General features: G+C 60.7%; 15 protein-coding genes. 7 read left to right on the forward strand and 8 right to left on the reverse strand.

Annotated features, from left to right (window positions below; translation table 11 throughout):
- The 4 genes from MMG91_RS15525 to lptM are packed head-to-tail and all read right to left on the reverse strand — an operon-like array spanning window position 1 to window position 3,002.
- The gene (locus MMG91_RS15525; RefSeq protein ID WP_007894877.1) at window positions 1–726 is read right to left on the reverse strand and encodes a DUF484 family protein; all 726 of its coding nucleotides are present in this window, start codon (window positions 724–726) and stop codon (window positions 1–3) included.
- 13 nt (window positions 727–739) lie between these two features.
- Window positions 740–1,570 (reverse strand): diaminopimelate epimerase, encoded by an 831-nt coding sequence (gene dapF / locus MMG91_RS15530; protein ID WP_310660078.1) that lies wholly within the window; start codon window positions 1,568–1,570, stop codon window positions 740–742.
- A 4-nt stretch (window positions 1,571–1,574) separates the two neighbouring features.
- Complete coding sequence (lysA, locus tag MMG91_RS15535; RefSeq protein WP_310660079.1) at window positions 1,575–2,822, reverse strand: diaminopimelate decarboxylase; 1,248 nt, start codon at window positions 2,820–2,822, stop codon at window positions 1,575–1,577.
- 9 nt (window positions 2,823–2,831) lie between these two features.
- Window positions 2,832–3,002 (reverse strand): LPS translocon maturation chaperone LptM, encoded by a 171-nt coding sequence (gene lptM / locus MMG91_RS15540; RefSeq protein ID WP_074871901.1) that lies wholly within the window; start codon window positions 3,000–3,002, stop codon window positions 2,832–2,834.
- A 226-nt stretch (window positions 3,003–3,228) separates the two neighbouring features.
- Between lptM and cyaY the strand changes: the two genes are divergently transcribed.
- The 3 genes from cyaY (at window position 3,229) to rnk (ending at window position 4,357) form a co-directional block, all read left to right on the forward strand.
- Window positions 3,229–3,561 (forward strand): iron donor protein CyaY, encoded by a 333-nt coding sequence (cyaY, locus tag MMG91_RS15545; protein ID WP_305447385.1) that lies wholly within the window; start codon window positions 3,229–3,231, stop codon window positions 3,559–3,561.
- 4 nt (window positions 3,562–3,565) lie between these two features.
- Window positions 3,566–3,793: a DUF1289 domain-containing protein gene (locus MMG91_RS15550; RefSeq protein WP_310660080.1), complete on the forward strand. Its 228-nt coding sequence runs from the start codon at window positions 3,566–3,568 to the stop codon at window positions 3,791–3,793.
- A 153-nt stretch (window positions 3,794–3,946) separates the two neighbouring features.
- Window positions 3,947–4,357: a nucleoside diphosphate kinase regulator gene (gene rnk / locus MMG91_RS15555; protein ID WP_305447383.1), complete on the forward strand. Its 411-nt coding sequence runs from the start codon at window positions 3,947–3,949 to the stop codon at window positions 4,355–4,357.
- Between the two features lie 5 nt (window positions 4,358–4,362).
- Here the strand turns inward: rnk and MMG91_RS15560 are convergent, their stop codons facing one another.
- From MMG91_RS15560 to MMG91_RS15570, 3 genes are all read right to left on the reverse strand, one after another.
- The gene (locus MMG91_RS15560) at window positions 4,363–7,209 is read right to left on the reverse strand and encodes a class I adenylate cyclase (RefSeq protein WP_310660081.1); all 2,847 of its coding nucleotides are present in this window, start codon (window positions 7,207–7,209) and stop codon (window positions 4,363–4,365) included.
- A 194-nt stretch (window positions 7,210–7,403) separates the two neighbouring features.
- Window positions 7,404–7,649 carry a TIGR02647 family protein gene (locus tag MMG91_RS15565; RefSeq protein WP_007894898.1) on the reverse strand — a complete coding sequence of 82 codons (246 nt, stop codon included), beginning with the start codon at window positions 7,647–7,649 and terminating at the stop codon, window positions 7,404–7,406.
- A gap of 232 nt (window positions 7,650–7,881) precedes the next feature.
- Window positions 7,882–8,166 carry a hypothetical protein gene (locus tag MMG91_RS15570; RefSeq protein ID WP_310660082.1) on the reverse strand — a complete coding sequence of 95 codons (285 nt, stop codon included), beginning with the start codon at window positions 8,164–8,166 and terminating at the stop codon, window positions 7,882–7,884.
- Window positions 8,167–8,290: 124 nt separating this feature from the next.
- On the opposite strand from MMG91_RS15570, the gene MMG91_RS15575 reads away from it, so the two are divergent.
- Complete coding sequence (locus MMG91_RS15575) at window positions 8,291–8,950, forward strand: glutathione S-transferase (protein ID WP_310660083.1); 660 nt, start codon at window positions 8,291–8,293, stop codon at window positions 8,948–8,950.
- A 120-nt stretch (window positions 8,951–9,070) separates the two neighbouring features.
- Here the strand turns inward: MMG91_RS15575 and argH are convergent, their stop codons facing one another.
- A complete protein-coding gene (gene argH / locus MMG91_RS15580) occupies window positions 9,071–10,465 on the reverse strand; it encodes an argininosuccinate lyase (protein ID WP_310660084.1) in 1,395 nt (464 codons plus the stop codon).
- A 461-nt stretch (window positions 10,466–10,926) separates the two neighbouring features.
- On the opposite strand from argH, the gene MMG91_RS15585 reads away from it, so the two are divergent.
- The 3 genes from MMG91_RS15585 (at window position 10,927) to MMG91_RS15595 (ending at window position 13,508) form a co-directional block, all read left to right on the forward strand.
- On the forward strand, window positions 10,927–11,673 hold the full coding sequence (locus MMG91_RS15585) for a LytTR family DNA-binding domain-containing protein (protein ID WP_007899317.1): 747 nt from the start codon (window positions 10,927–10,929) through the stop codon (window positions 11,671–11,673).
- 129 nt (window positions 11,674–11,802) lie between these two features.
- Window positions 11,803–12,744 (forward strand): hydroxymethylbilane synthase, encoded by a 942-nt coding sequence (hemC, locus tag MMG91_RS15590; protein WP_310660085.1) that lies wholly within the window; start codon window positions 11,803–11,805, stop codon window positions 12,742–12,744.
- Window positions 12,741–13,508, forward strand: a complete 768-nt coding sequence (locus MMG91_RS15595) for a uroporphyrinogen-III synthase (RefSeq protein ID WP_310660086.1) — start codon at window positions 12,741–12,743, stop codon at window positions 13,506–13,508. The genes hemC and MMG91_RS15595 overlap by 4 nt, the downstream gene beginning before the upstream one ends.
- Window positions 13,509–13,510 lie beyond the last annotated feature (2 nt).

Raw genomic sequence — 13,510 nt, forward strand, 5'->3', positions numbered from 1 at the left:
TCAGCGTACCGAGCGCAGGGAGCTGTTGACCCGTGGCAGCACGCGGCCCATGACTTCGGCGATGTAGCTGAGGAACAACGTGCCCACCGAACTCTTGTAGTGCTGCGGATCGCGGCTGGCGATGGCCAGAACACCATGGATGCCCTGGTGACTGATGGCGACGACGGCGGTGGAGCCGATCTGCTTGCGCTGTTCTTCGCCGAACAGGAAGTCCAGTTCGTGTTCCCGCAGGCTGCCGCTGACGCTTTTATCTTCCGAGAGCAAGCCGCCGATGGCTGTTTGCGCGTCGGCATGCGTCACCCAACGGCCCACCGGCATCGGGTTGTCGCCCAGCAGGATCAGGCTGACGAAGGGCACCTGGAAGTCCTGACGCAGACTGTCTTCAACGCTGATCACCACATCTTCCAGGCTGGTGGCGTCCATCAGCGCGAGAATCAGGCGGCGGGTCTTGTCGAAGAGTCGATCATTGTCCCGGGCCACGTCCATCAAGTGCGAGAGACGATGACGCAACTCGATGTTGCGGTCGCGCAGAATCGTCATCTGGCGTTCGACCAGCGAAATGGTGTCGCCGCGCTGGTGCGGAATGCGCAGGGCCGGGAGCAGTTCTTCATGCTCGATGAAGAAATCCGGATGAGCCTCCAGGTACGCGGCAATCGCCGCCGCCTCAAGGCTTTCGGAAGGGGATTCGTCGGGCTGTAGGGCGGGAACCTGGGGCTTGTCGGTCATGGATTTGGCTCACTCAAAGACGCACTTGTCCTTCGTATACGCGCACTGCCGGGCCGGTCATCATGACCGGTTGGCCAGGGCCTGCCCATTCAATGGACAGACGCCCGCCAGGCAGGTCGATCAATAGCGGCGAATCCATCCACCCCTGGCTGATCGCAGCCACTGCAGCTGCGCAAGCGCCGGTACCGCAGGCCTGGGTTTCCCCGGCCCCGCGTTCCCAGACGCGCAACTGCGCACGGCTCCGGTCGATGACCTGGAGAAAACCGACATTGACTCGCGCCGGGAAGCGCGGGTGATGTTCGATTTTCGGCCCCAGTTCATGCACCGGTGCGTTGTTGATGTCGCTGACCCGCAACACGGCATGGGGGTTGCCCATGGACACTGCGGCCAGTTCGACCGTGGTGCCGTCGACGTCGACCTGATAGCTCAGGGCCTGGCTCGGGGCTTCGAATGGAATCTCGGCCGGCACCAGGCGCGGGGCGCCCATGTTGACGCTGATCTGACCATCGTTGCGGATGTCCAGTTCGATGATGCCGCTTTTGGTCTCGACGCGAATCTGCCGCTTGGCGGTCAGGCGCTTGTCGAGCACGAAGCGGGCGAAGCAGCGCGCACCGTTGCCGCACTGTTCCACTTCGGAGCCGTCGGAGTTGAAGATCCGGTAGCGGAAGTCCACGTCCGGGTTACTCGGCGCTTCGACGATCAGCAACTGATCGAAACCGATGCCGGTGTGCCGATCGCCCCATTGCTTGGCATGTTTTGGCAGGATGTGCGCGTGCTGGCTGACCAGGTCGAGAACCATGAAGTCGTTGCCCAGGCCGTGCATCTTGGTAAAACGCAGCAGCATGGGTTTACTCCGGCAGCAGGCTTTCGCCAGCAAACAACTCGGCTACCGTCTCACGGCGACGCACTTCAAATGCCTGATCACCGTCCACCAACACTTCAGCGGCACGGCCGCGGGTGTTGTAGTTGGAACTCATGACAAACCCATAGGCACCGGCCGAATGCACGGCCAGCAGGTCGCCTTCTTCCAGCGCTAGTTGACGATCCTTGGCCAGGAAGTCGCCGGTTTCGCAGATCGGGCCGACGATGTCGTAGGCGCGAGCGTCGCTGTTGCGCGGGCGCACGGCGGTGACGTCCATCCAGGCTTGATACAGCGCCGGGCGGATCAGGTCGTTCATGGCCGCGTCGACGATGGCGAAGTCTTTGTGTTCGGTGTGCTTGAGGTACTCGACCTGGGTCAGCAGCACGCCGGAGTTGGCGACGATGAAACGGCCCGGCTCGAACACCAGCGCCAGGTCACGGCCGTCGAGACGCTCGCGCACGGCTTTGATGTAGTCGGCAGCCAATGGCGGCTCTTCATCGCGATAACGCACGCCCAAACCACCACCGAGATCGATGTGGCGCAGGTAGATACCGCAATCGCCGAGGCGATCGACCAGGCCCAGCAGACGGTCGAGGGCATCGATGAATGGCGGCAGAGTGGTCAGTTGCGAACCAATGTGGCAATCGACGCCGACCACTTCCAGGTTAGGCAGTTGCGCGGCGCGGACGTACACGTCTTCGGCGTCGGCGATGGCGATGCCGAACTTGTTCTCTTTGAGACCGGTGGAGATGTACGGGTGCGTGCCGGCATCGACGTCCGGGTTGACGCGCAGCGAGATCGGCGCGCGAACGCCCAGCTCGGCGGCGACCACTTGCAGACGCTCGAGCTCGTCGGTGGATTCGACGTTGAAGCAGTGCACGCCGACTTCCAGCGCCCGACGCATGTCGTCACGGGTCTTGCCGACACCGGAGAACACGATCTTGTCAGCCGTGCCGCCAGCGGCCAGTACGCGCTCCAGCTCGCCACGGGAAACGATGTCGAAACCGGCGCCCAAACGCGCCAGGACATTCAGCACGCCCAGGTTGGAGTTGGCCTTGACCGCAAAGCACACCAGGTGCGGCATGCCGGCCAGCGCATCGGCGAAAGCCAGGTACTGGGCTTCGATGTGGGCACGGGAGTAGACGTAAGTCGGTGTACCAAAGCGTTCGGCGATGGCGGACAGGGCAACACCTTCCGCGAACAGCTCACCGTCACGGTAGTTAAAAGCGTCCATAGCGTTCCCTTAGTAGACGTCGTGCTTGTGTGCTTTCGACGGAGTCTGCTGCGACGATTTGGCTTGCTCTGCAGGGTCCTGATTTTCATCAGGCAGGTACAGCGGGCCTTTTTGACCACAGGCCGATACAAGGCAGGCGACCGCGACGAGCGCAGCAAGGGAAGAGATCAGGCGCTTCATGGCGAAATCCTTGAAAATGCGTTAATTGCGCCGGAGTATACCGGCCACCCGGCAGCTTGCCTATGCGACGCACCTCCCGTCCGGCGGGGCTTGGCCGGATGTGCGTCGGTTTAATGCAAGCCCGCTCCCACAGATCGGCGCTTGGACGTTATCCTTTGCAATCACCGGGGCTCGGCCGTATCTTGCGGCGCTTGAGCGTGAGTAGACACTTTTTGAGGTTCCCGCAATGAGTTTGACCGAAGCCCGTTTCCACGACCTGGTCGATGCCACCCAGCAGACGCTGGAGGATATTTTTGACGAGAGTGGCCTGGATATCGATCTGGAGAGCTCGGCCGGTGTGCTCACCGTCAAGTTCGAAAACGGCAGCCAATTGATCTTCAGCCGTCAGGAACCTCTGCGTCAGCTGTGGCTGGCGGCCGTGTCGGGCGGCTTCCACTTTGATTACGACGCAGAGAGCGAGCGCTGGATGTGTGACAAAAGTGAAGAGCAGCTCGGTGAGATGCTTGAGCGCATCGTCAAGCAGCAGGCCGACGTCGAACTCGACTTCGAAGGTCTGTGAGAACGTGACCCAGCCTGCGCCCGTTCGTCCGCCCAAACCGCTTTACAGCAATGTCAGCCCGGCGGTGCCTTCGCCGTGCAGCGGTGTGTGTCGGCTGGATGAACAGAAGGTTTGTCTGGGGTGTTTTCGGCATGTCGAAGATATTCGCGAATGGCGCTCGGCCGATGATGAGCGGCGGCGGGTGATTTGTGCGCAGGCCTCGAATCGTAAGGCCACCGCCAGTTCACTGTAGGAGCGGAAAACCGTCCGCCGCCCCTCACTTGTATATTTATTGAGCTGTGATAGTGTCCAGAGACGCCTCAACCCACCGAGGCTCGTGAAAACCCCGCCTTTTTCTGGCGGGGTTTTGCTTTTTTCGTGCAGAAGAAAGGAGTCTGCCCTGATCATGACCGCACCTTCCATCACCCTTACCCGTCTGGACGTACAACGTCTGGAGCGCCTGATCGACAGCCTGGATGACACGCTGCCGGGCGTTATCGCGCTGCAAACCGAATTGGATCGCGCCGATACCCTGGTCGGTCACGAAGAGGTGCCAGCCGATGTCGTGACCATGAATTCCCGTGTGCATTGCCGTGAAGAGAGCAGCGGCAAGGACTATCACCTGACCTTGGTCTACCCCAAGGATGCCAACGCCGACGAAGGCAAGATTTCCATTCTGGCACCGGTCGGCAGCGCCCTGCTGGGCCTGAAGGTCGGTCAGCACATTGACTGGCCAGCGCCGGGTGGCAAAACCCTGAAACTGACCTTGCTGGCAGTCGAGTCGCAACCGGCCAATGGCGGCGACTTTCCGGAATAAAACCCTCAGACCTGCTCGAGCGCCTCGTTCAGTGCGCGTTCCAGGTCGGCCTTGTAGCGCAGATACAGCTGGCTTGAACCCTGACCATCACCGAGCAGGCCCGACAGGTCCAGGTCGGTGATGTAGCAGCGATAGCGTTCAGCTTCGCGGCGCTGCTCGACGATTTCCCCAGCGACCACACTGAACAGTTGGTCGCCATATTCCAGCTCCGAAAACTCCCGCTGATTGCAATACAACGTGACCTGTACCTGCTCTGGTGCGGCTTTGCCGACGATCGCCTGCACGTCATAGAACGGTTTGTTGACCGGCGTTTGCGGCGCCGGTCGGGCTTCGACCCGACGCGCCCGTGCGGTACCTGAAGGCAATAACTGGTAATACAAAGTCTCCAGGCTCAGTGGCTGGGCTGCGTCCATCGGCAGCAAGGCATCGCGTCGGTACTGGATCGATTGCAGGAAACGTTGCAGTGGCACCAACAGGCTTTGTTCATCGTGATAAGGCAAGCGCTGCTGCCACAAGGCATTGAACTCATCCAGCACATACAGATCCGCCTGGTGTTCGTTGATCCGGTAGAACACCTGAACGCAGTCGGGTTGCCCCATGGGCAGGATCAGCGCCAGATCGTGGTCTTCCAGTGCCGTCGGGTCCAGATGAAACGGGCTGTAGCTCGCCAGCTCTTCGCCGAGGTAGTCGAGCAGCGCCGGCAGGGTAGCAAGGGCGACATGATTGACCTGGCCCGGCACCAGCTCCAGTACGTGGTAATGCTGCTGGACCTGTATCAGGTAACGATGATTGAGTTTGCTCAGCAGCAGGTTCTGCGCGGTGTCGAGGATTTCTTCGACCCGCCGGGCAATGAATTGCGCGCGGTTGTGGCAGAAACAACGCACCCGCAGCTTGGGTTGTTGTGGCCCGTCCGGCAGGTTATTGAGGTAATCGCGCAGACAGTCGAGCAGGGCGTGGGGGCCATCAAAACGGCTGACCAGCACTTCGTTCCAGCTATTGAGCGTGACCTGATCCAGGGTCAGCACCAGGTTTTCCCGCACGCCGGCGTAGCTCAGGGAATCGGTGCGCTCGGTGGTCATCAGGATGTTCAGGTCGCGATGGTGCTTGAGCGGATCGACGCCGACGTTCACCAGGATCAGTATTTCGCTCGGCACGCTGGCACGCAGCAAAGGCTCTTCGGCGACTGTGGCCAGGGGCAGGGCGATGCTTTGTTGCAGGCTGCCGAGCAGGTTGAACAGTTCGAACTCGCTCAAATCGCTGGTGCCGGGGTGCAGGGCCAGGCGGGTGCTATTGTCGATCACGCCGTTACGGTGGCACCAGGTGAGCAGCTCCAGTAACTGACGGCTGCGCTTGATCGGCGCGAAATGTTCCCACTCATGGGCGGCCAGGCTGCCGTTGTACAAACCCCATTGGGTTTGCCCCGGTTCTTTCTTGTTGGGCGCCTGCACCAGCGTCAGAGTGTCTTCGGCCAGGTCGGGAGCGATGCCCGGGTTGATGAATTCGACCTTGTCGGCCTTGCGCTCGAAGGCCGCGTACAGCCGCCGGCCCAGTACATTGAGGTCGCGTTTGTTGATCAGGCTTACGGTCTGCTCGTTGCGGGCAAACTGCGTGAGGAAGCGGTAGCTGTAATTCAGCTCGCCAACCAGGGCTCGACGTTCGGCGCTGACCTGGCGGACTTTCCATTGGCTGCGGCTGTCGAGCAGCGCGAGCTGGCGCTGATCCCAATGCCATTCGTGGGCCAGGCGTTCGAGCAACGAACGCTGCCAGCTCTGGGTGCGACCGCTGCTGGCGGTGAGCTTGCGATTGACCTTCAAGTACAGCGCGCGGCGTACCAGCTCCAAACGTTCCGGTTCACCCCGGGCAGTGAGGTATTCCTCGATTCGCCGGTAAACCACGACGTATGGATCCAGTTCATCGAGGTCCAGTCGATTGGCAAACACCGCCTGCTTGAAGCGCAGGCTCAGGCAATGGACCTTGGGGTGTTCGCTGGCGTAGACCTCGGTCAGCAGCAGTTTGAGCACTGATTTGTACGGTGACTCGATGCCTTTGAACAACTGCCAGAGCCCGGCACCGATGAATTCCCCGGGCGGAATATAGGCCAGATGCCCCAAGTCCAGGGTTTCGTCGGCACGAATGAAACGCTTGGATAACAGCGTGTGGGTATAACGGTCGTACGCCGCCTCTTCATAAACCGGCACCAGCCACCAGATGGGGGTGCGCCCCGCCAGCCAAATCGCGGTGCGGTAGAACTCGTCCAGCAGCAGATAGTGCTGGGTGGTGCCGCAGTCTTCCGAACTCAGTTGGGTATCGCGCTCGCCGAGCACGAAGCGAGCCGGGTCGATCAGGAAGAAATGCGCCTCGGCACCCTGGCTGGCGGCCCATATCTCAAGCAACTGGCATTTCTTGCGCAGCTCTGTGAGCTCGCTTTCGCTCAAGTCCGGCCCGTGACAGACCCATACGTCCATGTCGCTCTGATCGGCCTGGGCCAAGGTGCCGAGGCTGCCCATCAGGAACAGGCCGTGAATCGGTCGCGGCGGATTGCTGCCGTGGCGCGGCTTGTAGGAAAACGAGCGCGTCAGGCGCTGGGCTTCGGCGAGGGCGTTGGCGTCAGGTTCGAAATTCGACAGCCCGGCCGGGGTGCTACCTGAAACATATCCAGGCAACAGCGGGTGATTGACGTGGAAAAACAGCGGCAACAGGGTCAGAACCGTTTGCTGGCGGGGCGACAACCCTTCCATGGCACGGGCCATCCGGCCCTCGTTGAGCTTCAGAAAGCGGGCGCGCAGCTGGCTGAGAACCTTGCGGTCGATTCCCTCGTCCAGATCGGGGCGGATTTCATGGGTGCGGGTCATGTCAGCTCAATCCGGCTCGCGGGGCTCGGACGTGGAGGGCTCGGGATGAGGGGCAGTTTAGCGCCTCGGCCCCGGGACTTTTCAGCGGATTTTGTATTTCTGGCGTCAGATTTCTATCGCACGGCGACAGCGGGCACCAAAGTGTGCCCGCGGAAATCCCGTGACAGAGGTTTCCGTGGGCGATGCGGTGAGGCTCAGGCTGTTTCGCGCACGGACAGAATGGTTAGAACGGTTTGCACATTTTGTGCAGCGTCACGCCCCAGGCTGGTCAGATAACCGCCATCGGGCTGGGTGATCAATTCTTTGTCGAACAGTCTTTGGGCGGCGGCAATGGCTTTCGGGGCAGCGGTCTGATGAATTTTCAAACCTTCCTGGGAACTGTCCAGGTTGAAGAGGGCGAGGATTTCCAGTTCGGCAACCAACTCAGGGGTAAGCGACATAAGGACTCCAGACTTTCTAGGAATTGGACGATAGCGCTCCTAAGGTGATCCCACTCGCGCAGCATGTCCAGTGCTCGTAACAGGGTTTTTTCGCCCCGGGGGGAGCATTCCCTGGCGAGGGCGTGGTTTCTGTAGGAGCGAGGCTTGCCCGCGAAGAACGATATCGCGGTCTTCCTGAAAAACCGCGTCATCGTTCTTCGCGGGCAAGCCTCGCTCCTGCGGATTTGGGGAGTTATTTCTTTTCCGGCGGCAACTCTGGCAGAGCGCGCAGTGCAGCTTCGTACCATTCAGTGTTGAACGCGCGGTCTTCTTCGAGGATCGCGTCGATTTCCACCGCCAGCACGTGGGCCATCAGGTTGAGGATTTCTTCCCGCTCGTAACCCACCAGGGTCAGCTTGTTGAAGGTCGCCTTGGCCGCTGGCGGGTTGTCGCTTTCGATCTGGTTCTCGATCGCTTCGATCAGCGTCGTTTCGGTGAACGCTTCTTCGTCGTTATCGATGTCGTTTGGCTCGCTCATGGCAGGCTCCTCAAGGAAAGGCGGCCAGTTTACCTGCATTCAGCGCTGTGATGCTGCTGGCAAGAAGTGCCCGGGCGTTCTATAAATGGCGCTACCAACCCCTGCACGGCCTGGAGGCTATGTAATGCTCAAGCTTTATGGATTTTGCGTCAGCAACTACTACAACATGGTCAAGCTGGCGTTGCTGGAGAAGGGACTGCCGTTTGAAGAGGTGCCGTTTTACCCAGGCACTACCCCCGAGGCGCTAGCTATCAGCCCACGTGGAAAGGTTCCTGTGCTGGGCGTCGAAGAAGGTTTCATCAATGAAACCAGCGTGATTCTCGAGTACCTTGAGCAGAGCCAGAAAGGCACGCCGCTGCTGCAGAGCGAGCCTTTCGAGCGAGCGCAGGCGCTGGCTTTGGCCAAGGAAATCGAGTTGTACATCGAGCTGCCGGCGCGCGCCTGCTACCCCGCAGCGTTTTTCGGCATGTCCGTGCCGCAGGCTATCCAGGAAAAGACCAAGGCCGAGTTACTGCTGGGGTTTGCCTCTCTGGGCAGACACGGCAAATTCGCTCCTTATGTGGCGGGTGACAGCCTGAGCGTGGCCGATCTGTATTTCCTCTACAGCGTGCCGATGGCCTGTGCCGTGGCGCAGAAGCTGTTCGATATTGATCTGCTGGCCGAGATGCCGGCGGCCAGGGCGCTGCTGGAGCGTCTGGAGCAGAATCCGCATGTGCAGCGGATCGCAATGGACAAGGACGCGGCGATGCCAGCGTTTCTGCAGATGATCGCGTCCAAAAAGTAGGTTTTGTAGTGCTCTGAAGTCAGTCATCGCGGGCAAGCCCGCTCCCACAGGTTTCTCTGTCTGCCATAGATTTTGGCCAATCGGAGATCCTTGTGGGAGCGGGCTTGCCCGCGAAGCTTTTTAACGGCTGGCGAGCAATGCCTGACCGCGAGCCACGGCAGCCTTGACCTGCGCCGGCGCAGTCCCGCCGATGTGGTCACGGGCATTCACCGAGCCTTCCAGGGTCAGCACGGCAAATACGTCCTGCTCGATCTGATCGCTGAACTTGCGCAATTCATCCAGGCTCATTTCCGCCAGGTCCTTGCCACTTTCCACGCCGTACTTCACCGCGTGGCCAACGATTTCGTGGCAATCACGGAACGGCAGGCCACGGCGAACCAGATAGTCAGCCAGGTCGGTGGCGGTGGAGAAACCGCGCAGAGCCGCTTCGCGCATCATCGCGTGCTTGGGCTTGATCGCCGGGATCATGTCGGCAAAGGCCCGCAGCGAGTCGCGCAGGGTGTCGGCGGCGTCGAACAGCGGTTCCTTGTCTTCCTGGTTGTCCTTGTTGTAGGCCAATGGCTGGCCTTTCATCAGGGTCAGCAGGCCCATCAACGCGCCGAATACCCGGCCAGTCTTGCCGCGAACCAGCTCTGGGACGTCCGGGTTTTTCTTTTGCGGCATGATCGAACTGCCGGTGCAGAAACGGTCCGGCAGATCGATGAACTGGAACTGCGCGCTGGTCCACAGCACCAGCTCTTCGGAGAACCGCGACAAGTGCATCATCGCGATGCTCGCGGCCGAGCAGAACTCGATGGCGAAGTCGCGATCGGACACGTTGTCCAGGGAGTTACCGCCGACTGCGTCGAAGCCCAGCAGTTGAGCGGTGTACTCGCGGTCGATCGGGTAAGTGGTGCCGGCCAGCGCGGCGCTGCCCAACGGCATGCGATTGGTGCGCTTGCGGCAATCCACCAGACGCTCGTAGTCGCGGCTGAGCATTTCGAACCAGGCCAGCATGTGGTGCCCGAAGGTCACCGGCTGCGCGGTTTGCAGGTGAGTGAAGCCCGGCATGATGCTGGCGGCTTCGCGCTCGGCCTGCTCCAGCAAGCCTTGTTGCAGGCGAGTGATTTCGCTGAGGATCAGGTCGATCTCGTCTCGCAGCCACAGGCGGATGTCGGTGGCGACCTGGTCGTTACGGCTGCGACCGGTGTGCAGCTTTTTACCGGTGACGCCGATGCGGTCGGTCAGACGCGCCTCGATGTTCATGTGCACGTCTTCAAGGTCGATGCGCCAGTCGAACTGGCCGGCCTCGATTTCACCCTGGATGGTGTTCAGGCCATCGATGATGCTGTCGCGCTCGGCATCGGTCAGCACGCCGACCTTGGCCAGCATGCTGGCGTGGGCGATCGAGCCCATGATGTCGTGGCGATACAGGCGCTGGTCGAAGGTGACGGAGGCGGTGAAGCGGGCGACGAAGGCGTCGACGGGTTCACTGAAGCGGCCGCCCCAGGACTGATTGGTCTTGTCAGTGCTCATGAATTCGCTCGTATCGGCTTGAAGAAAGATGGCGTGGAACGCTGACGCGGATAATAACAGGGTTGCCAATCCTGTCGCTGATACTGGTCGACAGGTTTTTTTCTCATTGCGCTGCCCCTGCTCGAAGCAAGCGATGCGGAAATTGCGCAACGATATTTTTCAATTGAGCAATAACGTCCCGGCAACCGTCTACAGTTGGACAGAGGATCAGCGCACTTCTCGATGCTGCAGCTGACTATAGAGAGAAGAGGGGTGTTCATATTGTGTATCAGCAAACCCTACGGCGATGCCTCGCCAGTGCGGGCCTGGGCCGCCAGTCACGCGGCAGATGAAAATTTAGCCGCCGGTCTCGCGGCACTTTTTGGCCCTCGCGCTAGTCTTAGCGTGGATCGCGGTGACGGACGTCACTTCACCTGTCTACGCTATCCTTGTGCGAGACTCACGCAGGAATCCAGCGCAATATGAATGTCCTGATCGTTGATGACGAACCCCTGGCCCGCGAGCGCCTGAGCCGAATGGTCGGCGAACTCGAGGGATACAATGTCCTGGAGCCCAGCGCCACGAACGGCGAAGAGGCGTTGGCACTGATCGACAGTCACAAACCGGATATCGTGCTGCTCGATATTCGCATGCCGGGCCTCGATGGCCTGCAAGTGGCTGCACGATTGTGCGAACGCGAAACCCCGCCCGCCGTGGTGTTTTGCACCGGGCCCGATGAATTTGCCGTGGAAGCCCTACAGGCCAGCGCCGTGGGCTATCTGGTGAAGCCTGTGCGCACAGAACAGTTACACGAAGCATTAAAGAAAGCCGAGCGACCCAATCGCGTCCAGCTCGCGGCCTTGACTCGTCCGGCAGCCGAAACCGGTAGCGGTCCGCGCAGCCACATCAGCGCCCGCACCCGAAAAGGCATCGAACTGATTCCGTTGGGTCAGGTGGTCTACTTCATTGCCGACCACAAGTACGTCACCTTGCGTCATGAAGGCGGTGAAGTGCTGCTCGACGAACCACTCAAGGCCCTCGAAGACGAATTTGGCGACCGTTTCGTGCGGATCCACCGCAACGCCCTGGTTGCTCGCGAACGCATCGAGCGGCTGCAACGCACGCCCCTGGGGCATTTCCAGCTGTTTCTCAAAGGACTGAACGGCGATGCCCTGATCGTCAGCCGACGTCATGTGGCCGGCGTGCGCAAAATGATGCAACAGCTTTAAGGGCGGATTTCTACCCTATTACCGGACATTGAGGGCCAGGGAGGCCATGCGGTTTCTGATACAAGTCAAAGTGGATTTGGCTGAGCTGTTATTATCCGCCGTATCTATTCAGTACGGATTGATTGATCCATGTCCTCTCGCGAAATCCGCATCGCCACCCGCAAAAGTGCTCTCGCCCTGTGGCAGGCCGAATACGTCAAGGCTCGTCTGGAACAGGCCCATCCGGGCCTGCTCGTGACGCTGGTACCCATGGTCAGCCGCGGCGACAAGCTGCTCGATTCGCCGCTGTCGAAAATCGGCGGCAAGGGCCTGTTCGTCAAGGAACTGGAAAACGCGCTGCTGGAAAATGAAGCCGACATCGCCGTGCATTCCATGAAAGACGTGCCGATGGACTTCCCCGAAGGCCTCGGTCTGTTCTGCATTTGCGAGCGCGAAGACCCACGCGATGCCTTCGTTTCCAACACCTACGCCAGCCTGGATGAGTTGCCCAAAGGCAGTATCGTCGGCACCTCCAGCCTGCGTCGTCAGGCTCAGCTGTTGACCCGTCGTCCGGACCTGGAAATCCGCTTCCTGCGCGGCAACGTCAACACTCGCCTGGCCAAGCTCGATGCCGGCGAATACGACGCTATCATCCTCGCCGCGGCGGGTTTGATTCGCTTGGGCTTCGAAGACCGCATCGCTTCGGCCATCAGTGCCGAAGACAGTCTGCCGGCCGGTGGCCAGGGCGCGGTCGGTATCGAATGCCGTAGCGCCGACACTGAAATCCACGCGCTGCTGGCGCCGTTGCATCATCAGGACACGGCCATTCGTGTTACTGCCGAGCGTGCTCTCAACAAACATTTGAATGGCGGCTGCCAAGTGCCAATTGCTTGCTACGCCGTGCTTGAAGGTGAGCAGATCTGGTTGCGTGGGTTGGTAGGCGATCCGAGCGGCGGTCTACTGCTCTGCGCCGAGGCCCGTGCGCCACGGGCTGATGCCGAGGCATTGGGTGTGCAAGTGGCCGAAGACCTGCTGAGCCAGGGCGCCGCCGACATTCTGAAAGCAGTCTATGGCGAGGCAGGGCACGAGTGACTGGCTGGCGCCTGTTGTTGACGCGCCCTGCGGATGAATCGGCGGCGCTTGCCCGTGTGTTGGCCGACGCGGGGGTTTTCAGCAGCAGCTTGCCGCTTTTGGATATCGAGCCGATTCCCGCCTCTGACACAATGCGCGAAGTGATTCAGAACCTGGAACGCTATTGCGCGGTGATCGTGGTCAGCAAACCGGCCGCCAGAATCGCGGTCGATCTGCTCAACCAGTACTGGCCGCAGCCACCGGCTCCGAAATGGTTTAGCGTGGGCGCGGCGACGGCGCAGATCCTCGAGGATAACGGACTGGATGTGAGCTTCCCGGTCGACGGCGACGACAGCGAAGCATTGCTTGAGCTTGTGCCGTTGCGTGAGGCTGTTATCCGACCCGATCCGCGGGTGCTGATCATGCGCGGGGAGGGTGGCCGCGAGCTGCTGGCTGAGCGTTTACGCGAGCTTGGTGCTAGTGTCGAGTATCTGGAGTTGTACCGACGCGGTTTACCGCGGTACCCGTCGGCAACGCTGCCTGACCGGATCAAGGCGGAACACTTGAACGGGCTGGTGGTCAGCAGTGGACAGGGTTTTGAGCACCTGCACCGACTGGCTGGCGATGCCTGGCCGAGCATGGCGCGGTTGCCGTTGTTTGTTCCAAGCCCCAGGGTCGCCGAGCTGGCACGTGCCGCCGGGGCCCAAACAGTTGTGGATTGTCGTGGCGCCAGTGCCGCGGCATTGCTGGCGGCGTTACGGGAACATCCCGTGCCCGTTTTCTAATG

Origin of the sequence: Pseudomonas sp. JL3, from assembly GCF_031570575.1 — a bacterium.
GTDB classification, from domain to species: domain Bacteria; phylum Pseudomonadota; class Gammaproteobacteria; order Pseudomonadales; family Pseudomonadaceae; genus Aquipseudomonas; species Aquipseudomonas cucumis.

Coding starts and splice junctions, on each gene's coding strand:
- MMG91_RS15525 (WP_007894877.1), bottom strand. CDS start 726: ATGACCGACAAGCCCCAGGTTCCCGCCCTACAGCCCGACGAATCCCCT.
- dapF (WP_310660078.1), bottom strand. CDS start 1,570: ATGCTGCTGCGTTTTACCAAGATGCACGGCCTGGGCAACGACTTCATG.
- lysA (WP_310660079.1), bottom strand. CDS start 2,822: ATGGACGCTTTTAACTACCGTGACGGTGAGCTGTTCGCGGAAGGTGTT.
- lptM (WP_074871901.1), bottom strand. CDS start 3,002: ATGAAGCGCCTGATCTCTTCCCTTGCTGCGCTCGTCGCGGTCGCCTGC.
- cyaY (WP_305447385.1), top strand. CDS start 3,229: ATGAGTTTGACCGAAGCCCGTTTCCACGACCTGGTCGATGCCACCCAG.
- rnk (WP_305447383.1), top strand. CDS start 3,947: ATGACCGCACCTTCCATCACCCTTACCCGTCTGGACGTACAACGTCTG.
- MMG91_RS15560 (WP_310660081.1), bottom strand. CDS start 7,209: ATGACCCGCACCCATGAAATCCGCCCCGATCTGGACGAGGGAATCGAC.
- MMG91_RS15565 (WP_007894898.1), bottom strand. CDS start 7,649: ATGTCGCTTACCCCTGAGTTGGTTGCCGAACTGGAAATCCTCGCCCTC.
- MMG91_RS15570 (WP_310660082.1), bottom strand. CDS start 8,166: ATGAGCGAGCCAAACGACATCGATAACGACGAAGAAGCGTTCACCGAA.
- MMG91_RS15575 (WP_310660083.1), top strand. CDS start 8,291: ATGCTCAAGCTTTATGGATTTTGCGTCAGCAACTACTACAACATGGTC.
- argH (WP_310660084.1), bottom strand. CDS start 10,465: ATGAGCACTGACAAGACCAATCAGTCCTGGGGCGGCCGCTTCAGTGAA.
- MMG91_RS15585 (WP_007899317.1), top strand. CDS start 10,927: ATGAATGTCCTGATCGTTGATGACGAACCCCTGGCCCGCGAGCGCCTG.
- hemC (WP_310660085.1), top strand. CDS start 11,803: ATGTCCTCTCGCGAAATCCGCATCGCCACCCGCAAAAGTGCTCTCGCC.